This window comes from Streptomyces sp. yr375, from assembly GCF_900110755.1.
Lineage (GTDB): Bacteria > Actinomycetota > Actinomycetes > Streptomycetales > Streptomycetaceae > Streptomyces.
Genome location: NZ_FOFF01000008.1, coordinates 85,473 through 104,707 on the forward strand (window position 1 = coordinate 85,473; position 19,235 = coordinate 104,707).

Consider the following 19,235-nt stretch of genomic DNA (forward strand, 5'->3'; position numbering starts at 1 on the left):
GGCGGGCACCCGGGCGACGGTGGGGTCATGGTCACCGCCGTCCGTCAACTCGGACCGAACTGGTACGCGACAGTGATGGGCACCGCGATCCTCGCCACGGCGGGAGCCGCGCTCCCGGTCCGTGTCCCGGGGCTGCGGCTGCTCTGCGCCGCCTTCTGGGCGCTGTCCTTCGCCCTCCTGCTGGCCCTGCTCGCCGCCCGCGCCCTGCACTGGCGCCACCACCGCGACCAGGCCCGCGCGCATCTCCTCGACCCGGCGACGGCCCCGTTCTACGGGTGTCCGGCGATGGCGCTGCTCGCCGTCGGGGGCGGCGCGCTGACCGTCGGCCGGGACTGGATCGGCGTCCGCGCCGCGGTCGCGCTGGACGCCGTGCTGTTCGGCGCCGGGACGCTCGTCGCGCTCACGGCAGCCGTCGCCGTGCCGTATCTGATGGCCGTCCGCCACCGGGTGACGGCCGCCGAGGCCACGCCGGTGTGGCTGCTGCCGGTGGTCGCGCCCATGGTGTCGGCGGCGCTCGGGCCGCTGCTGGTGCCGTATCTGCCGGCCGGGCAGCCGCGGCAGACGCTGCTGCTGGCGTGCTGCGCGCTGTTCGGGGTGAGTCTGCTCGCCACCCTCGCGATGCTGCCGGTGGTGTTCGGGCGGCTGGTGACCGGCCGTCCGCTGCCCCTCGCGCTCACCCCGACCCTGTTCCTCGTCCTGGGCCCGCTCGGGCAGTCCACCACCGCCGTCGGGAAGTTCGCGGACCTCGCTCCGGGGGTCGTGCCCGGCCCGGTCGCGCGCGGCTTCGCCGTCCTCGCCGTGCTGTACGGGGTGCCGGTGATGGGCTTCGCGCTGCTGTGGCTTTGCCTGGCCTGCGCGCACGTGCTGCGGGCCCGCCGGCACGGGATGGGCTTCGCGATGACGTGGTGGGCGTTCACCTTCCCGGTCGGCACCTGTGTCACCGGAGCGGCGGCGCTGGCCCGGCACACCGGGCTGGCTGCCTACGAGGTGCCGGCTTGCGCGCTGTACGTCGTCCTCGTCGCCGCGTGGACGGTCGTCGCCGGGCACACCGTGCGCGGGCTGCTCAGCGGCGGGCTGCTCGCAGCGCCTCGCCCAGCGCCTTCGGCGCTTCGGCGAGCGACGGTCCGTACCACGTCAGGTGCCGTCCGCTGACGAGCGCGCAGGGCAGGCCGGGGAAGGCCTCCGGGCCGTCGTCGGCGGTGAAGCGGTACGGCTCGTCCGGGAGGACGACCAGGTCGGGGGCGGCCGCCCGCAGCGCGTCGACCGAAACCCTCGGATAGCGCTCGGGGTGCCCGGCGTACAGGTGGTCGACGCCCAGCCGGGCCAGCACGTCCCCGGCGAACGTGTCCCGGCCCAGCACCATCCACGGGCGGCGCCAGATCGGTACGACGGCCGTGCGGCGCTCCTCGAAGGCGGGCAGCGCGGCCCACGCCTCCGCCGCGTCCACCAGCCAGCCCGGCCGGTCCTGCGCCCCGCACGCGCTGAGCACGCGTGCCAGTTCCCGGAAGGCCTGCGGGACGTCCCGGACCTCCGTGACCAGCACCTCGAGGCCCGCTGCGCGCAGGGCGGCCAGGTCCGGTTCCCGGTTCTCCTCCTCGTTGGCGATCACCAGGTCGGGGGCGAGGGCGACGATCCGGTCGACGTCGGGGTTCTTGGTGCCGCCGATCCGGGTGACGTCGAGGCCCGCCGGGTGGGCGCACCAGTCGGTGGCGCCGACCAGGGCGCCGGGCAGGGTGACGGCCACCGCCTCGGTGAGCGACGGGACCAGCGAGACGACCCGCACTAGCGCCTGCGCCCCCGGTCCCGGTCGCGGACCGCCTCGATGTGCTCGGCGACGGCGACGACGACCAGCCGGGTGTCCGGCACGGTGGCCCGCCAGCGGTGCCGGACCCCGCCGGTGAGGTACAGGGTGTCGCCGCGGCCCAGCCGGTAGGCACGGCCCTCCGCCTCGATCTCCACAGCGCCGTCGGCGACGTACATCAACTGGTCGTTGCGGTACTGGAATTCACGGCCGGCGTCGTGGTCGCCGGTGAACTCGGAGGCGTGCATCTGGTGGTGCCCGCGCACCAGGGAACGGGACCGCGGCTCCGGGTCCGGCCCCGCGCCTGCGCCTTGTCCGGTGCCCTGGCCGACGCTCTGGCCCGGTTCGGTGACATCGGCGCGTACGACGTCCACGCTGCACGCCGGGTCGGCGGCGGCGAGGAGTTCGACGGCCGTGGTGCGCAGGGCGTCGGCGACCTTCTCCAGGGAACTGGTGCTGGGCCGCGCCCGGTCGTTCTCGACCTGGCTCAGGAAGGGCACGGACAGGCCGCTGCGCTCGGCCACGACGGCGAGGGTGAGCTGCAGGGACCGGCGTCGGCGCCGCACGGCCGCGCCCACCCGCAGGGGCTGTTCTTTGTGGTCGCCCATAGCTCCGGCTCCCTCCTTCGCTCGTCGCACCTTCACGTTCACGTCGTAGCACCGTCATGTCTCCGCGTCGTCACCGTCGCGTCTTCTGATGCTTCCTTTGATGCTTCCTCTGATGAGTTGTCTGCACCCTACGCATGTTCGGCAAACCGTTTCATGTGCCCGTCACATCGAGGACACACGGTGTAACGCCCGACCTCACAGTTCGCGCCAGCCGAACCGGCCCCGGACTCCCGGAGCGGACAGCCGCTGCGCCGTTTTCCGGTTCAATGCGCGAACGGCCCCGGGTGTTCCCGCTCGTCCCCGGCTTCGCGGGCCGGCGGCCCGGGGATGGGCATGGCTCTCTGTGGTTGGCCGGATCCTTGCCGTGCCCGGACGGCCCCTCGTCGGGCGGTCGCGGCGCTGTCAGGGCCCCACGCGCCCTCGGGATCCGCGAGCTTCCAGGTCGTAGTCGCTGTACGCCCAGTGCGGCGACCAGAGCGTGACGAGGATCGGCTTCTTCGCGGCGTAGGCACGCTCGAGTTCGGCGAGCACCGCGGGGGTGGAGCCGTCGTCGAGGACCACAGCGGGCCGCGCAGGGGGTCGGCGGGATGTTCGCGCCTGCCACGGGAGTGAATACCCGCCGGTCACCCGGGCACCCGTGCGGCATGATGCGTGGCGTGACCGGACGACTGATGCTCCTCGACACCGCCTCGCTCTACTTCCGCGCCTACTTCGGCGTCCCGGACTCCGTGCGAGCGCCGGACGGCACTCCGGTGAACGCCGTGCGCGGGCTGCTGGACTTCATCGACCGGCTGGTGAAGGACCACCGGCCGGACGAGCTGGTGGCCTGCATGGACGCCGACTGGCGACCCCAGTGGCGCGTCGACCTGATCCCCACCTACAAGGCGCACCGCGTCGCCGAGGAGCGCGCGGCGGGACCGGACGAGGAGGTGGTGCCGGACACCCTCTCCCCGCAGGTGCCGATCATCGAGGCGGTCCTGGACGCGCTGGGCATCGCCCGCGTCGGCGTCGCGGACTACGAGGCGGACGACGTGATCGGCACGTTCACCGGCCGCGCGAAGGGCCCGGTCGACATCGTCACCGGCGACCGCGACCTCTACCAGCTCGTCGACGACACGCGCGGGGTGCGCGTGCTGTACCCACTGAAGGGCGTCGGCACGCTGCAACTGACGGACGAGGCGTGGCTGCGCGAGAAGTACGGCGTGGACGGGCGCGGGTACGCGGATCTCGCCACGCTGCGCGGCGACCCGAGCGACGGCCTGCCGGGCGTGCCGGGCATCGGCGAGAAGACGGCGGCCAAGCTGCTGGCCGAGTTCGGCGACCTGGCCGGGATCATGGCGGCGGTCGAGGACCCGAAGGCGAAGCTGACTCCGTCGCAGCGCAAGCGGCTGACCGAGGCGCGGCCGTACGTCGCCGTCGCGCCGAAGGTCGTCGCGGTCGCCGGCGACGTACCCCTTCCGGACGTGGACACCGCGCTGCCGCGCGCGCCGAGGGACGCGGCGATGGTGGAGGCGCTGGCGGCGCGCTGGGGGCTCGGCGGGTCGCTCCAGCGGCTGCTGACCACGCTGAACACATCGCACGCATAGCGGTTCTGGGGGCAACACCGGGGGAGAGATGCTAACTTAGGTAAGCCTAACCATGATGACATGGGCAGAGACTGGGAGGCCGTCATGGCAGAACGTCCGGCACGGAAGCCGCGGAAGCCCCATTTCGCGCAGGTCGTCCGCACCGAACGGCTCACCCCGCACATGCATCGCGTGGTGCTCGGCGGCGCGGGTCTGGCCGATTTCACGGCGGGCGACTGCACCGACCACTACGTCAAACTGCTCTTCGGCCCCGCGGGCGTGACCTACCCGGAGCCCTTCGACCTGGAGCGCATCCGCGCCGACTTCCCCCGTGCGCAGTGGCCGGTGACGCGCACGTACACGGTCCGCTACTGGGACGCCGAACACCGCGAACTGACCCTGGACTTCGTGCTGCACGGCGACGAGGGGCTGGCCGGGCCGTGGGCGGCGCGCGTCCGGCCGGGCGAGACCATCCACTTCCTGGGCCCCGGCGGCGCCTACGCACCGGACACGACCGCCGACTGGCATCTGCTGGCCGGCGACGAGAGCGCCCTGCCGGCCATCGCGACCGCCCTGGAGTCGCTGCCCGCCGGCGTCGTCGCGCACGCCTTCATCGAGGTGAGCGGCCCCGAGGAGGAGCAGAAGATCGACTCCGACGTGGAGGTCGTCTGGCTGCACCGCGGCGACCGGCCGGTCGGCGAGCGGCTCGTCGAGGCCGTACGGGCGCTGGAGTTCCCCGAGGGCCGCCCGCACGCCTTCGTGCACGGCGAGGCCGCCTGCGTGAAGGAGCTGCGCAAGCTGCTGCGCGTCGAGCTGCAGATCCCGCGCGAGGACCTGTCGATCTCCGGCTACTGGCGGCTCGGCCACAACGAGGACGGCTGGCAGGCGTCGAAGCCGGAGTGGAACGCCCGCGTGGAGGCGGAGCAGGAGAGCACGCCCGCCACAGCCCCTGACGGCCCCGCATAGGCCCTCCACATAGGCCCTCCACATAGGCCCTCATACGCCCCCATAGAACCCCCATGAACCCCCATGGCCCCCTCCTGAGCCTCGAAAACACATCGCGCCATAACGCGATGGAGTGATGTTCGAGGGAACGTGAGAACTTGGGCCCGCCCCCGACACGACGGCGTGACGCGCACGAAACAGCGCGTCCCTAATTTCTGTCGCCCGACAGGAATTCCGTCCCCTGGGCCCAAGGCAGGTTCGCCGTGACGACAACGACACCCCCCGACGTACGCCCCGACCCGCCCCACCTCCCCGTCGCCGACCCCGGCGAAGGCTCCCTCGCCGAGTTCGGCTACCGCCAGGAACTGCACCGCAGCCTGGGCCGGTACGCCTCGTTCGCCGCCGGGTTCTCCTTCATCTCCGTCCTGACGGCCGTCTTCCAGTTCTTCGCCTTCGGGTACGCCTTCGGCGGCCCGGTCTTCTTCTGGGCCTGGCCGGTGGTGCTGGTCGGGCAGTTGCTGGTCGCCGCGTGCTTCGCGGAACTGGCGGCGCGCTATCCGATCTCGGGCGCGATCTACCAGTGGTCGTCGCGGCTGTCGACGCCGTCGTTCGGCTGGTTCGCCGGCTGGATCATGGTGACCGGGCAGATCGTCGTGGTCGCCGCCGCCGCGCTCGCGCTCCAGATGGTGCTGCCGGCGATCTGGTCGGGCTTCCAGCTCGTCGGCACCGATCCGGCGCTCAAGTCACCGGACGGCGCGGCCAACGCGGCGCTGCTCGGTCTGGTCCTGCTGGTGCTGACGACGCTGGTGAACGTCCTCGACAACCGCCTGATGTCCGTGATCAACCGGGTCGGCGTCACCGCCGAGATCATCGGCGCGGTCCTCATCGTGGTGCTGCTGCTCACCCACTCCGAGCGCACCCCCAGCATCACCTTCCACACCGAAGGGGCCGCGCAGCACGGCCTGTTCGGGGCGCTGCTCGTCGGCTCGTTCACGGCCGCCTACGTGATGGTCGGCTTCGACAGCGCGGGCGAGATGAGCGAGGAGACGCACAACCCGCGGCGCACCGCGCCCCGCACCATCCTGACCGCGCTCGGCGCGGCGGGCCTGCTCGGCGGGCTGATCGTGCTGGGCGGCATCCTCGCCGCGCCCAGCCTCACCGACGGACGCCTCGGGGTCGACGGCCTCAGCTACGTCCTCACCAGCAGCCTCGGCGACGGCGTCGGCAAGGCGCTGCTCGCGGACGTCGTGATCGCGATCGCGGTGGCGACGCTCGCCATCCAGACGGCGGCCTGCCGGATGCTGTTCTCCATGGCCCGCGACGGCCAGCTCCCGTTCTCCGAGCGCCTCGCGCGCGTGAACCCGCGCACCGGCATGCCGAGCGCCCCGGCGCTGGTGGTCGGCGTCCTCGCGGCGGCCCTGCTGCTGCTCAACTTCGCCTCACCGGAGGCGTTCCTCGCCATCGGCACCACCTGCATCGTGATGCTGTACCTGGCGTACGCGATGGTCACCGGACCGCTGCTGGTGCGCCGGCTGCGCGGCGAGTTCTCCTCGGCGGGCACGGACGAGACCGGCGCCCGCCTGTTCTCCCTGGGCCGCTGGGGCATCCCGGTGAACGCCCTCGCCCTCCTCTACGGCCTCCTGATGACGATCAACCTGGCCTGGCCCCGCGCGGCGGTCTACGACCCGGCGGGCGGTCACTGGTACTTCCAATGGTTCACGGTGCTGTTCCTCGGCGTGACGGTCGCGGTCGGTGTGGCCTTCCGGGCCTATCGGCGGCGGGCTGCGACGCCGGCCGCCGCCGCAGCCGTAGCGGAGACCGCGACGGCGTGACAGGCAGGCTCAGTCGCCCTGCACGCGCGCGTGGAGGTGCATGTCGTGCCAGCCGTCCTGGTGGAGGGCCGCGCTGCGCCGGGTGCCCTCCAAGGTGAAACCGGCCTTCGTGGCGACGCGGCAGGACGCCTCGTTGGCGGTGGCGTGACTCAGCTCCAGGCGGTGGAAGCCGATCTCGTCGAGGGCCCAGCGGGTCAGCGCGGTCGTGGCCCGGGGAGCGACTCCCCGGCCACGCGCCGCCTTGGTCGTCCAGTACGCGACCTCGGCCACGCCGTCGCCCAGCCGGACGTTGCGCAGCGCCACCCGCCCGAGCAGGACACCGGAGTCGGAGCCGGAGTCGGAGCCGACGACGGCCCACTGGAGATCGCGCTCCCCCGCCCAGCCCTGCCGCCACGCCTCGATCCAGCCGGCGACCTCCTCCTCGGAGTCGGCGGACCTGATGTGCCACTGGTGCATCACCGGGTCCTGGAAGACGGCGTACACGGCGGGGGCGTCCTCGGCCCGCCAGGGGCGCAGGAGGAGTCCGTCGCCGGTGTGGAGAACGGGCTGCGGGGCGTCCGAGAGGGTTCCGGCGGGCAGGACCGGGTCTGCGGTGTAGGGCATGATCCGCATCCTGCCAACGGACCGCGAGGAGTCAACCGGGTTTCCGTCGCCGCGAGCGGCTTCCCCGTCGCCGTAGGCTGGACCGCGATGACACGCCGCCGCACGCCTCCCCCGCCCTCCCCGCTGCCGCAGCAGGGCGGGATCGACGCGGTGCGGGTGCGGCTGCCGGGCGAGGGCGCCTGGGCCACCGTCCGGGAGCATCTGGTGGAGCGGCTCGGCGGGGCGCGGGCCGGGGCCGTGGACGGGATGCTGGCCGCCGGGCTGGTGGTCGGCGCCGACGGGGCGGCGGTGGCGCCGGACGCGGCGTACGTGCCGGGGATGTTCGTGTGGTTCCACCGCGAACTGCCCGCCGAGGTGCCCGTGCCGTTCCCGCTGGAGATCGTGTACCGCGACGAGCACATCGTCGTCGTCGACAAGCCGCACTTCCTGGCCACCACCCCGCGCGGCAGCCATGTCACCGAGTCCGCGCTCGCCCGGCTGCGCCGCGACCTGGCCCTGCCCGCGCTCGGCGCCGCGCACCGGCTCGACCGGCTCACCGCCGGGCTCGTGCTGTTCATCGTGCGCCCCGAGGAGCGCGGCGCCTACCAGACCCTGTTCCGCGACCGCCGGGTCCGCAAGGTGTACGAGGCCGTCGCACCCCACGACCCCGCGCGGGCCTGGCCGGTGACCGTGCGCAGCCGGATCCTGAAGGAGCGCGGTGTGCTGGCCGCCCGGGAGGTGCCGGGCGAGCCGAACGCGGTCAGTCACATCGAGCCGGCCGAGTACCGGCCGGCCGGCCTGGCCCGCTACCGGCTGGTCCCCGAGACCGGGCAGACCCACCAACTCCGGGTGCACATGGCCGCGTTGGGCGTCCCGATCCTCGGCGACCCGCTCTACCCCGAGGTGGCCGCCCCCGTACCGGCCGGCGACTTCCGGCGCCCGCTGCAACTACTCGCGCGGGAGCTGGAGTTCACCGATCCGGTCACGGGGACGGAGCACCGGCTGCGCAGTGGCCGGGTCCTCGAGTCCTGGGCGTCGTACGGCAGTTGGCACGACGGCCCGGCCGCCGCCGGGCCGCCGGGCGTCGATCAGTAGCCGCGCCACCAGGACACGAAGCGCCGCCAGGCGCCCGGCCGGCCGACCGGTGCCGTCGGCTCCGGGGCGGGCGGCGCGGGCGGTGCGGCCCGTGGCGCGGCCTGCGGGGCGGTGGCGGGCGCGGACTGCGGTTCGGCGCTCACCGGCCGGGTCATGCGCTGCGGCGGGATCGGGGCGTGGCTCGGCTTGTGCTTGACGTCCTGCTGGTCCTTCGGTTCGAACCGGACCGGGAGTTCCACCAGGTGCCGCGAGGCGATCGACATCGTCCAGCGCAACTCGTCCTCGTCGCAGTCGAGTTGCACGTCCGGCAGCCGCATCAGCAGCGCGTCGACGCCGACGTCGGCGATGGCGCGGCCGATGTCCTGGCCGGGGCACTCGTGCGGGCCGCTGCTGAAGGCGAGGTGGGAGCGGTTGCCCTGCATGTGGGCGGCGAGGTCGGGGCGCACCCGGGGATCCACGTTGCCGGGGGCGGGCGCGAAGAACAGGCCGTCACCCCGGCGGATGCGCTGGCCGCCCAACTCCGTGTCCTGCTTGGCGAAGTAGGCGAAGACGGTGCTGAACGGCGGCTCGTCCCACAGGGACTGCTCGACCGCCTCCGCCACCGTCATCTGGCCGCCGTTGAGTTGAGCGAGGAACCGCGGGTCGGTGAGGACCATGCGCAGCACGTTGGAGACCAGGTTGACGGTGGTCTCGTAGGCGGCGAAGAGCACCAGGCGCAGATGTTCGCGGACCTCGCGGTCGGTGAGTTGCGCCGGGTGGCTGATGAGGTGGCTGGTGAAGTCGTCCTCGGGCTGGGCGCGGCGGCGGGTGGTGAGCCGGGTCAGCGCCCCCATGACGTAGTCGTGGCTGGCGATGGCGGTCTCGGAGCCCTTGAGCGCGTCGCGGGCGCACTGGACCATGCGGTCGTTGTACTCGTCGGGCATGCCCAGGACATGGCACATGACGGCCATCGGGAGGTGCTCGACGAACTGGCTCACCAGCTCGGCCCGGCCCTCCTCGCAGAAGGCGTTGACCAGGCGCTGGCTGGAGCGGTTGATGTACCGGCGCACGCTGCGGTCGTCGATGGTGGCCATGGCCGCGGTGACCGCGCCCCGCAGCCGCTTGTGCTCGTCGCCCTCGGCGTGGGCGCACATGGGCTGCCAGGCGATGTGCGGCATGAGCGGGTGGTCGGGCCTGACCTTGCCGTCCACCAGCGGCGACCAGATGCGGCTGTCCTTGGTGAACAGCGAGGGAGCGCGCACCATGTGCAGGTTCTCGGCGTGCCCGAGGACCATCCACATCGGCAGGTCGTCGTGGATCAGGACCGGCGCCACGGGTCCGTGCTGCTCGCGCAGCCGCTCGTACAGGGCGTTCAGGTCGTCCGAGCCGGGTCCGTAGAGGCGGGTCAGTCCGCCGGCGCCCCGGACCTGCACGGGGCAGCCGGACGGCGAGTCCAGGGCGAGGTCGCGCGGACCGGTCGGGACGGGGTGTTCGGGAGTCACAGGGTCGCTCCGAAACTGTGCTGAATCCGGTGTCTGGGGGATGTTCCGCGGAAGCGGAATGCGGGATGCGGTGTGTCGAGTGCCATGTGTCGAGTGCGGTGGTGCCGTCAGGTCAGGCTGCGGCTGAGGGCCAGGGAGTGCAGGAACTGCATGAGGGTCATCAGGACGTCGCGGCTCGACGCGCGGCGGCGCACGTCGCACTCCACGATCGGGATCTCGGGCGGCAGGTCGAGGGCCCCGCGCAGTTCGTCGAGGGGGTAACGGGGCCCGTCCGGGAAGGTGTTGACGGCGACGACGAACGGCACGCCGCCCTCCTCCAGCCGGCCCATGACCTCGAAGCTGACCTCGATGCGGCGGGTGTCGACCAGGACGACCGCGCCGAGCGCGCCCTCGAACAGCCCGTTCCACAGGAACCAGAAGCGCTCCTGGCCGGGCGTGCCGAACAGGTAGAGCACGACCTGTTCCGTGATGCGGATCCGGCCGAAGTCCATGGCCACGGTGGTGGCGGTCTTGGTCTCGGACCCGTAGTTGTCGTCGACCCCGACGCCCGCCTGGGTCATGGTCTCCTCGGTGGTCAGCGGCCTGATCTCGCTGACGGAGCCGACCATGGTGGTCTTGCCGACGCCGAATCCGCCCACGATGACGATCTTCGCCGCGGCCGTGGTGGTGTGCGGCAGATAGTCCTCGGACCGTGGGCCGGGGATCGTGTCAGAGCCGTTGAAGTCCATGCATCACCGCTTCGAGAAGGGAACGGTCAGGGAGCTGCTGCCGGACGATCGGGGCGCGCGCCTGAACGAGTTCGGCCGCCAGCATTTCGGTCAGCAGCACCGTCACCACGCTGAACGGGAGACCGAGATAGGCCGACACCTCGGCCACCGAGAGCGGGGCGCCGCACATCCGCAGCACCGCCGTCTGCTCCGGCGTGGCCGAGGAGGGCGGTTCGGCACACGCCACGATTAAGGTGACCAGGTCGACGGGGGCCCGCTCGCCGTCCGCGCCCGTGATGATGTACAGCCGCTCGGGGTTCTTGCCCTCCCCCTCCTGCGGGGGCTGGGCGGGCTGCGGTGGGGGCGGGGGCGGGGGCAGTTCCGCCAGGGGTTGTCGCCGCCTGCGTTGTGGAGGCGTCATACGCTGTGCCCGTTGCGCCGGGGCGGGGTGGTGAGGTGGGCCCCGATGCGGACCACGAGGTCGCGCATGCTGGCGCTCATCCGGCCGGCCTCGCAGCGTACGTCGGCGAGGACCGCGAGGTAGGCGTTGGCGCCGGCCGCCATCAGGTAGAAGTAGCCGCCGTCCATCTCGATGATGACGAGGTTCATGTCGCCGACGACGGAGGGGATCTCCTGGGCGACCGCGCCGGCGAGGCTCTGGAGGCCCGCGCAGGCGGCGGCGACCCGGTCCGCGGCGTCGGGGTCACCGGCGTAGCGGGCGATGCGCAGACCGTCGGCCGACAGCACCACGATCATCTCGATGCCCGGTACACCGTCGTAGAGCTCCTTGAGCAGCCAGTCGAAGTTTTGGCGCTGCTGGATCACGTGAGGTCCCCTTCGTCGTCGGCCTCGGGCTTGGCCTTGTCTTCGAGCAGATGCAGGTAGGCGGTGGGGTTGCGGGTGAAGTCGGTCGGGTGGACGCCCGGCGGGATGTCCTTCTTCAGGCCCTCCCAGAAAGCCTCGAAGGCCACGCCGGGCTCTTGCTTCTTGCGTTCGGGCTGCGGCTCCGGGCGGGGCTGGGCGAACAGGTCCGGCTTGCCCTGGCGCTCGGCTTCCTGGGCGGCGTACGCCTCCCGGTAGCGCTGGGCGATCGAGATCGTGGTCTTGCTGCGCCGCTGCGGCAGACCCTGCTCGGTCCACTCGGTGACCTCGGGCACGTCGTCCTCGGCCAGCGAGATCTTGGCGGGGTAGCGGTTGTTGGTGGGCCGGCGCTTCTTGGGCGGGCGCTTGGGGCCCTCGCCGACCTGGCTCAGGTCGATCTGCGGTACGGCGGTGGCGCCGATGCCGTGCGCGAAGCCGGGGGCGGGTTCGGAGGTCTGCATCTCGCTCGGCACGATGAGGACGGCCCGGACGCCGCCGTAGGCCGACTTGCGCAGCGAGACCTCCAGGTTGAAGGAGGTGCACAGGCGGCCGACGACCGCGAGGCCCAGCCTCGGGGTGATGCCGGCGTCCTGGATGTCGACGCCCGCCTTGGCCTGTTCCAGCATGCGTTCGGCCTTGGCGCGGGCCTCCTCGCTGAGGCTGACGCCGGCGTCCTCGATCTCGATGGCGATGCCGGTCTGCACCTCGACGGCGTTGACGTGCACCTTGCTGTTCGGGGGCGAGTAGCGGGTGGAGTTGTCGAGGAGTTCGGCGAGCGCGTGGATGAGCGGCTCGACGGAGAGGCCGCTGATGTTGACCTTGGCGATGGAGTCGAGCTGGATGCGCCGGTAGTCCAGGATCCGGGACATCGCGCCGCGCAGCACGCTGTACAGCGGGACCGGCTGGGGCCAGTTGCGGCTGGGCCGGCCGCCGCCGAGCACCCCGATGGAGTCGGCGAGGCGGCCGATCAGCGAGGTGCCGTGGTCGATGCGCAACAGGTCGTCGAAGACCTCGGGGTTACGGCCGTGGTCCTCCTCCATCTCCCGCAGTTCCGCGGCCTGTTGGTGGAGGATGGCCTGCATGCGGCGGGCGATGCTGACGAAGGAGCGCTGGGCGGAGTCGCGCAGGGACTCCTCGTGGTCGACGATGTCGAGGATCTTCCGGACCACGGCGCGCTGCTGGTCGTCGAGCTCCCGGAACAACTGGTCGCCCTGCGTCAGGTCGCGCATCACCTCCCTGGGGGAGTTTCCGGCCCGCAGCCACTCCACGGCGTTGGGCACGAACTCCTCGGCGAGCAGGCGGTTCTCCTCGCCGTGCTCGGCGACGCACTGCTCCAGGTAGGCGACGCGCTGCTCCTTCTCCGCGCGCACCTCGCGCAGCAGGCGGCCTCGGCGCACCGACTCCGCTCCCGCCGCGATCACCAGAAGGGTGGCGACGGCTCCGCAGACGCCGACGGCGAGCCGGGCCTGCGCCGCCACCAGGGCGACGGCGGCTCCGGTCGCCGCGGCCATCAGTATCGCGGGCAGCAACAGCACGCGCACGTAAGGAAGTTCTCGGCGACCGGGTGGGGACTGAACACTCACCATGTGGGCACCCTCTGTAGGGATCTGTCGGCATCTTCGGGATGTTTGGGAACAAGCGCACGAATACGCCTCAACTCGGTGCGCCGCGGGCGAGCTTAGTCCGACCGGATCACCACCGCGTCACATTCGGCAACTCTCTGAAACCGGCTGCGCGCATGCAGTAGCCTCAAGTCCATTTAAACGCAGAGGATTTGTTCGAACACGGCGCGTGACGATGCACGGGCGTGCGAAACACTTCACCGGGACGGATGAGAGCACCACCGGGGAGCAACCGTCAGGCACCCGTCCGGCACCCGTCCGGCACCCGTCCGGCACCCTCAAGATCCTTCAGGCGACGCCCAGTTGCCGAGGCGTCAGTTGCCGCAGTCGTTCAGTGACCGCGGTGTTCAGTCGCCCACGATGCGCAGTGCCGCGTCGGCGGTGGCGCGGGCGAACTCCGAGACGGAGCGGTCGGGGTCCGAGCGGTGGACGAGGATGACGCCCTCGATGAGCCCGAAGACCAGGTCCGTACGGAGATCGAGGGCGCTCTTCGCGAGCGCGCCGCCGGACACCGTCGCGGCGATCAACTGCCGGTAGGCGTCCTTGAGTTCACCGCGCACGGCATGGAACCCGGCGAACCGCTCGGTGCGCACCTCGGGCAGCAGGTAGAGGCCGCCGAGGTTGTGCGAGCCGCCGCACAGCAGCTCCACGTCGGTGCGGCACAGCTCGCGCAGCCGCTCCTCGGCCGCCCGCGTGTCGTCCGCGAGCAGCCGGCGGGCATAGGTCAGCGAGGGCGTGACCGTCGACTCCAGCAGCTCGGCGAGCAGTTCTTCCTTGCCCGAGACGTAGTGGTACATGGACGCCTGACGCATGCCGGCGCGCTCGGCGACGGCCCGGGTCGTGGTGGCGGCGTACCCCCGGGTGGTGAACAGCTCCGCGGCGGCCGTGAGCAGTTCGGCGCGCGGCGTGAGCCCGCTGTCCGGCCGCTGCACGGCCCGTGGCCTGCCCACTCGGCGTCCACCGCTCGTCTCCATGCGTTCGATCCTCGCACACGGCACCGGACCTCGATCTTCGCGAGGAGCCGGCGAGGGGTCGACAAGGGGCCGAGCAAGGGCCGGTGAGGGGCCGGTAACGAGGTGGCAACACGGCGGCAATTGCGGCGACCCGCCCCGCCCCTAATTTCTGTCGGGCGACAGAAATTACCCCCCAGCCGGAGGTCCCGATGGCGACAGCGACCACCTACGGAGCCCGCGCCCATGCCCGGGCCCAGGAGGGCACGCGCACCGACACCATGCCCGTCGTACCGGCGGCCGACTGGCCGGCCCCGCCCTGCGAGGCGGGCCACCTGGTGTGGGCCGAGACGGTCGCGGGCGGCAACTACACCCACCGCGTCCTCGCGCGCGGCACCGAGCTGCGCCTGACCGACCTGCGCGGCGACGCCTGCGCCCACCTGCTCCTGTACGCGGCGGACCGCCCCTGGGAGCGGCTGAACGTGGCCGACACGGTCAAGGTCCAGTGGAACGCCTACCTCGGCGAGGGCGTGCTGCTCCTGTCCGACCAGGGGCGCGTCCTCGCCTCGCTCGTCGCCGACACCTCCGCCCGGCACGACGCCCTGTGCGGCACCTCCACCCTCGTACGCAACACCGGCCGCTACGGCGACGGCACCCCGCAGTCCCCCTCCCCGGCCGGCCGCGAGCTGTTCAAGCTGGCCGCCGCGAAGAACGGCCTGGAGCCCCGCGACCTGCCGCCCTCGCTGTCGTTCTTCCAGGGCGTGCGGGTCCACGACGACGGCACCCTCGACTTCACCGGCTCGGCCGGCCCCGGCGGCAGCGTCACCCTGCGCGCCGAGCAGGACGTGACGGTCCTGATCGCCAACGTGCCGCACCCGGCCGACCCCCGCCCCGAGTACGTCAGCACCCCGCTGGAGGTCCTCGCCTGGCGGGCGGCGCCGACGACGCCGGGCGACCCGCTGTGGGACGCCACCCCCGAGGGCCGCCGCGCCTTCCTCAACACCGCCGAATTCCTCACCGCGAGGGGGCTCGCATGAACACCGTCGACCCGTCGAAGACCGTCGTCGCGGCCCGCGCCGCCTGGTCGGCCGTCATCCGCGCAGGCGACACGCTGACCATCACCGACCTGCACGGCAACCAGGCCGTCGACTTCCTCGTGTACGACGCCCACGACACGTCCGTGCGCTACAGCGCGCCGGACACGATCCAGGCGCAGGGCGGCATCTTCCTCACCACCGGCAGTGTGCTGATGTCCGGCGAGCACACCCCGCTGATGACGGTGACCGCCGACGCGGTGGGCCGCCACGACACCGTCGGCGGCGCCTGCTCCAAGGAGTCCAACACCCTGCGCTACGGCCACCACACCTACGCGCAGCACGCCTGCGTGGACAACTTCCTGGCGGAGGGCGCGAAGTACGGCCTCGGCAAGCGGGACCTGGTCTCCAACATCAACTGGTACATGAACGTGCCGGTCGAGCGGGACGGCACCCTCGGCATCGTCGACGGCCTCTCCGCGCCGGGCCTCTCGCTCAGCCTCCGCGCAGACCGGGACGTCCTCGTCCTGATCTCCAACTGCCCCCAGATCAACAACCCGTGCAACGGCTTCGAGCCGACCGCGGTGCAGATGACCGTCACCGGGGCGGGCGCATGACCTTCGACAAGCTGCTGATCGCCAACCGCGGCGAGATAGCCGTACGGATCATCCGCACCGCCCGCGAACTCGGCCTGCGCACGGTCGCGGTGTACTCCGACGCCGACCGCTCGGCGCCCCACGTCCGGCTCGCCGACGAGGCGCTGCGGCTCGGCCCTGCGCCCGCGAAGGAGTCCTACCTCGACGCCGACCTGGTCCTGAAGGCGGCCAAGGACACCGGCGCGGGCGCGATCCACCCGGGCTACGGCTTCCTCTCCGAGGACGCGTCCTTCGCCCGCCGCTGCGCCGACGCCGGCATCGTGTTCGTCGGACCGACCCCCGGGCAACTGGAGCTGTTCGGCGCCAAGCACACGGCCCGGGCGGCGGCGCAGGCGGCGGGCGTACCGCTGGCCCCGGGCACCGGTCTGCTGTCGGGACTCCCCGAGGCGCTGGAGAAAGCCCAGCTCATCGGCTATCCCGTCATGCTCAAGGCGACCGGCGGGGGCGGCGGCATCGGCATGTCGGCCTGCCACTCCCCCGCCGAACTCACCGACGCCTGGGAACGCGTCCAACGCGTCGCCGCCGCCTCCTTCTCCTCGGCCGGCGTCTTCCTGGAACGGCTCGTCGAACGCGCCCGCCATGTCGAGGTGCAGGTCTTCGGCGACGGCACGGGAAAGGTCGTCACCTTCGGCGACCGCGACTGCTCCCTCCAGCGCCGCAACCAGAAGGTCCTGGAAGAAGCGCCGGCCCCGGGCCTCCCGGCCCACGTACGCAACCAACTCGCCACCGCTGCCCGCGACTTGTGCGCCTCCGTCGGCTACCGCTCCGCCGGGACCGTCGAGTTCGTCTACGACGCGGCCCGCGAGGAGGCCTACTTCCTGGAGGTCAACACCCGTCTCCAGGTGGAACATCCGGTCACCGAGGAGATCTACGGCGTCGATCTGGTCGCCTGGATGCTGCGCCTGGCGCGCGGCGAGCGGGACGTCGTACGCGACCCCGGCGCCCCGCGCGGCCACGCCGTCGAGGCCCGCCTCTACGCGGAGAACCCGAGCCGCGAACACCGGCCCAGCGCGGGCCTGTTGACCCGGGTCGAGTTCCCGGCCGGGGTACGCGTCGACGGCTGGGTGGAGACGGGCACCGAGGTCACCACGTCCTACGACCCGATGCTCGCGAAGGTGATCGCCTACGGCCCCGACCGGGAGCACGCGCTGCGCCGCCTCGACGAGGCGCTGGCCCGCACCCGCGTCGACGGCATCGAGACGAACCTGGGGCTGGTGCGCGCCGCGCTCACCGCCCCCGACTTCCGCCGGGCGGCCCACTCCACGGCGACCCTCGCCACGGTCACCGACCCGACCCCGCGCATCGAGGTCGTCGCCGGCGGCACCCTCACCACCGTGCAGGACTGGCCAGGGCGCACCGGCCACTGGCAGGTGGGCGTGCCGCCGTCCGGCCCGATGGACGACCGCTCCTTCCGCCTCGGCAACCGGGCACTGGGCAACCCCGAGGGCACCCCGGGCCTGGAGTGCACCCTCCAGGGCCCGACGCTGCGCTTCACCCACGCCACCACGGTGTGCGTGACGGGCGCGCCGGCGCAGGTCGCCGTGGACGGTACGGCGGTGGCGCAGTGGGAGCCGGTGACCGTGCCGGCCGGGGCCGTGCTGGAGATCGGCGCGCCCGGCGAACACGGCCTGCGCACCTACGTGTTGTTCGCGGGCGGCCTGGACATCCCCGCGTTCCTGGGCAGCGCGAGCACCTTCGCCCTGGGCCGCTTCGGCGGACACGGCGGCCGGGCCCTGCGCACGGGCGACGTCCTGCACGGCAAAACGCCCGTCGCAGGCGCCGAGCGCGCCGCCGCACCGGTCGCGGACCGTCCGGAGTTCGCCGCCGTCTGGCACATCGGCGCGGTCGAAGGCCCGCACGCGGCCCCGGAGTTCTTCACCGAGGACGACATCCGCGACTTCTACGCCGCCGACTGGAAGGTCCACTTCAACTCGGCCCGCACCGGCGTGCGCCTGGTGGGGCCCAAGCCGCGCTGGGCGCGCACGGACGGCGGCGAGGCGGGCCTGCACCCGTCCAACATCCACGACACGCCCTACTCCGTCGGCGCCGTCGACTACACCGGCGACATGCCGGTGCTGCTCGGCCCGGACGGCCCCTCGCTCGGCGGGTTCGTGTGCCCGGCGACCGTGCTCAGCTCCGAACGCTGGAAACTCGGCCAACTGCGCCCCGGCGACACGGTCCGCTTCCGGCCGGTGGACGTGTCCGGCGCGCCCCGTGCCGACATCGTCGACGGCGGCGTACTGGCCCGCGACGGCGACGTCACCTACCGGCGCAGCGGCGACGACAACCTGCTGGTCGAGTTCGGCCCCATGCAACTGGACCTGGCGCTGCGCATGCGGGTCCACGCGCTGATGGAGGCGGTGGCCGCGGCCGATCTGCCGGGCGTCACCGACCTCACCCCGGGCATCCGCTCCCTCCAGATCCAGACCGACCCCCGCCGCCTCCCCCAACCCGAACTCCTCGCGGTCGTCCGGGAGATGACGGCGGCCCTGCCGCCCTCGGACCAACTCGTCGTTCCCTCCCGCACCGTGCACCTCCCGCTGTCCTGGGACGACCCGGCCACCCGCGAGGCCATCGCCCGCTACATGGCGGGCGTCCGCGACGACGCGCCCTGGTGCCCGTGGAACATCGAGTTCATCCGCCGGGTCAACGGCCTGGAGTCGGTGACCGACGTCTACGACACCGTCTTCGACGCCGAGTACCTGGTCCTGGGCCTCGGCGACGTCTACCTGGGCGCCCCGGTCGCCACCCCCCTCGACCCGCGCCACCGCCTGGTGACGACCAAGTACAACCCCGCGCGCACCTGGACGGCCGAGAACTCGGTCGGCATCGGCGGCGCGTACCTGTGCGTCTACGGCATGGAGGGCCCCGGCGGCTACCAGTTCGTGGGCCGGACGACCCAGGTGTGGTCGCCCTGGCAGCAGCGCGGCGCGTTCGAGGCGGGCTCGCCCTGGCTGCTGCGCTTCTTCGACCGGATCCGCTGGTACCCGGTCGGCCCGGACGAACTCCTCGACCTGCGGGCCGACATCATCTCGGGCCGCTTCGTACCGCGCATCGAGGAGGGCACCTTCTCGCTCGCCGAGTACCAGACGTTCCTGGCCGAACACGCCGACTCCATCGCGGAGTTCAGGTCCGGCCAGCGCACCGCGTTCGCGGCGGAGCGCGACGTGTGGGAGGCGGCGGGCGAGTTCACCCGCGCGGAGGCCGCGGCGGCACCGCCCGCTCCCCCCGCCGAGGTGGCGCTCCCGCCCGGCGGCCGCCTGGTCGAGGCCGAATTCGCCGCATCCGTATGGCAGTTGAACGTGTCTCCCGGCGACGAGGTGACGGCGGGACAGCCGCTGCTCGCCCTGGAGGCGATGAAGATGGAGTCCAGGGTGCACGCGCCGGTCGACGGCGTGGTGGCACAGATCCTGGCCCGACCCGGCGACCAGGTCGAAGCGGGGACGGCCCTGCTCGTCCTGGCCCCGCCCGTCCTGACCCCGGCCGCGAGCTGACA

General features: G+C 72.5%; 17 protein-coding genes and 1 pseudogene. 8 read left to right on the forward strand and 10 right to left on the reverse strand.

What is annotated here, in order from left to right; translation table 11 throughout:
• Window positions 1-27: 27 nt before the first annotated feature.
• On the forward strand, window positions 28-1,152 hold the full coding sequence (locus tag BMZ82_RS11380; protein WP_093774445.1) for a TDT family transporter: 1,125 nt from the start codon (window positions 28-30) through the stop codon (window positions 1,150-1,152).
• Here the strand turns inward: BMZ82_RS11380 and BMZ82_RS11385 are convergent.
• From BMZ82_RS11385 to BMZ82_RS41705, 3 genes and pseudogenes are all read right to left on the reverse strand, one after another.
• On the reverse strand, window positions 1,064-1,783 hold the full coding sequence (locus tag BMZ82_RS11385) for a helical backbone metal receptor (protein WP_093774447.1): 720 nt from the start codon (window positions 1,781-1,783) through the stop codon (window positions 1,064-1,066). The genes BMZ82_RS11380 and BMZ82_RS11385 overlap by 89 nt on opposite strands.
• Window positions 1,783-2,409 (reverse strand): helix-turn-helix domain-containing protein, encoded by a 627-nt coding sequence (locus tag BMZ82_RS11390; protein ID WP_093774449.1) that lies wholly within the window; start codon window positions 2,407-2,409, stop codon window positions 1,783-1,785. The genes BMZ82_RS11385 and BMZ82_RS11390 overlap by 1 nt, the downstream gene beginning before the upstream one ends.
• Before the next feature lie 407 nt (window positions 2,410-2,816).
• A pseudogene (locus tag BMZ82_RS41705) lies at window positions 2,817-2,958 on the reverse strand (glycine betaine ABC transporter substrate-binding protein); the annotation flags it as partial.
• A gap of 98 nt (window positions 2,959-3,056) precedes the next feature.
• Here BMZ82_RS41705 and BMZ82_RS11400 point away from each other — a divergent pair.
• From BMZ82_RS11400 to BMZ82_RS11410, 3 genes are all read left to right on the forward strand, one after another.
• Window positions 3,057-3,995: a 5'-3' exonuclease gene (locus BMZ82_RS11400; RefSeq protein WP_256251864.1), complete on the forward strand. Its 939-nt coding sequence runs from the start codon at window positions 3,057-3,059 to the stop codon at window positions 3,993-3,995.
• Between the two features lie 84 nt (window positions 3,996-4,079).
• Window positions 4,080-4,940 carry a siderophore-interacting protein gene (locus BMZ82_RS11405; RefSeq protein WP_093774722.1) on the forward strand — a complete coding sequence of 287 codons (861 nt, stop codon included), beginning with the start codon at window positions 4,080-4,082 and terminating at the stop codon, window positions 4,938-4,940.
• 242 nt (window positions 4,941-5,182) lie between these two features.
• Window positions 5,183-6,751 carry an amino acid permease gene (locus BMZ82_RS11410; protein WP_093774453.1) on the forward strand — a complete coding sequence of 523 codons (1,569 nt, stop codon included), beginning with the start codon at window positions 5,183-5,185 and terminating at the stop codon, window positions 6,749-6,751.
• Between the two features lie 9 nt (window positions 6,752-6,760).
• Here the strand turns inward: BMZ82_RS11410 and BMZ82_RS11415 are convergent, their stop codons facing one another.
• Window positions 6,761-7,354 carry a GNAT family N-acetyltransferase gene (locus BMZ82_RS11415; protein ID WP_093774724.1) on the reverse strand — a complete coding sequence of 198 codons (594 nt, stop codon included), beginning with the start codon at window positions 7,352-7,354 and terminating at the stop codon, window positions 6,761-6,763.
• 87 nt (window positions 7,355-7,441) lie between these two features.
• Here BMZ82_RS11415 and BMZ82_RS11420 point away from each other — a divergent pair, with 87 nt between their 5' ends.
• The gene (locus tag BMZ82_RS11420; protein WP_093774455.1) at window positions 7,442-8,428 is read left to right on the forward strand and encodes an RluA family pseudouridine synthase; all 987 of its coding nucleotides are present in this window, start codon (window positions 7,442-7,444) and stop codon (window positions 8,426-8,428) included.
• Here the strand turns inward: BMZ82_RS11420 and BMZ82_RS11425 are convergent.
• From BMZ82_RS11425 to BMZ82_RS11450, 6 genes are all read right to left on the reverse strand, one after another.
• Entirely contained in the window at window positions 8,422-9,909 is a 1,488-nt protein-coding gene (locus BMZ82_RS11425) for a cytochrome P450 (protein WP_093774457.1), read from the reverse strand. The two genes, BMZ82_RS11420 and BMZ82_RS11425, sit on opposite strands and share 7 nt — an antisense overlap.
• 107 nt (window positions 9,910-10,016) lie before the next feature.
• A complete protein-coding gene (locus BMZ82_RS11430) occupies window positions 10,017-10,637 on the reverse strand; it encodes a GTP-binding protein (RefSeq protein WP_093774459.1) in 621 nt (206 codons plus the stop codon).
• Complete coding sequence (locus tag BMZ82_RS11435) at window positions 10,618-11,037, reverse strand: DUF742 domain-containing protein (RefSeq protein WP_093774461.1); 420 nt, start codon at window positions 11,035-11,037, stop codon at window positions 10,618-10,620. Before BMZ82_RS11435 ends, BMZ82_RS11430 begins: the two co-directional genes overlap by 20 nt.
• Window positions 11,034-11,441: a roadblock/LC7 domain-containing protein gene (locus BMZ82_RS11440; protein WP_093774463.1), complete on the reverse strand. Its 408-nt coding sequence runs from the start codon at window positions 11,439-11,441 to the stop codon at window positions 11,034-11,036. Before BMZ82_RS11440 ends, BMZ82_RS11435 begins: the two co-directional genes overlap by 4 nt.
• Entirely contained in the window at window positions 11,438-13,063 is a 1,626-nt protein-coding gene (locus BMZ82_RS11445) for a sensor histidine kinase (RefSeq protein ID WP_256251859.1), read from the reverse strand. Before BMZ82_RS11445 ends, BMZ82_RS11440 begins: the two co-directional genes overlap by 4 nt.
• Window positions 13,064-13,446: 383 nt before the next feature.
• On the reverse strand, window positions 13,447-14,073 hold the full coding sequence (locus tag BMZ82_RS11450) for a TetR/AcrR family transcriptional regulator (RefSeq protein ID WP_093774465.1): 627 nt from the start codon (window positions 14,071-14,073) through the stop codon (window positions 13,447-13,449).
• Window positions 14,074-14,261: 188 nt separating this feature from the next.
• On the opposite strand from BMZ82_RS11450, the gene BMZ82_RS11455 reads away from it, so the two are divergent.
• The 3 genes from BMZ82_RS11455 to BMZ82_RS11465 are packed head-to-tail and all read left to right on the forward strand — an operon-like array spanning window position 14,262 to window position 19,233.
• Complete coding sequence (locus BMZ82_RS11455) at window positions 14,262-15,086, forward strand: urea amidolyase associated protein UAAP1 (RefSeq protein WP_093774467.1); 825 nt, start codon at window positions 14,262-14,264, stop codon at window positions 15,084-15,086.
• A complete protein-coding gene (locus BMZ82_RS11460) occupies window positions 15,083-15,700 on the forward strand; it encodes an urea amidolyase associated protein UAAP2 (RefSeq protein ID WP_093774469.1) in 618 nt (205 codons plus the stop codon). Before BMZ82_RS11455 ends, BMZ82_RS11460 begins: the two co-directional genes overlap by 4 nt.
• Entirely contained in the window at window positions 15,697-19,233 is a 3,537-nt protein-coding gene (locus BMZ82_RS11465; protein WP_093774471.1) for a 5-oxoprolinase/urea amidolyase family protein, read from the forward strand. Before BMZ82_RS11460 ends, BMZ82_RS11465 begins: the two co-directional genes overlap by 4 nt.
• Window positions 19,234-19,235 lie beyond the last annotated feature (2 nt).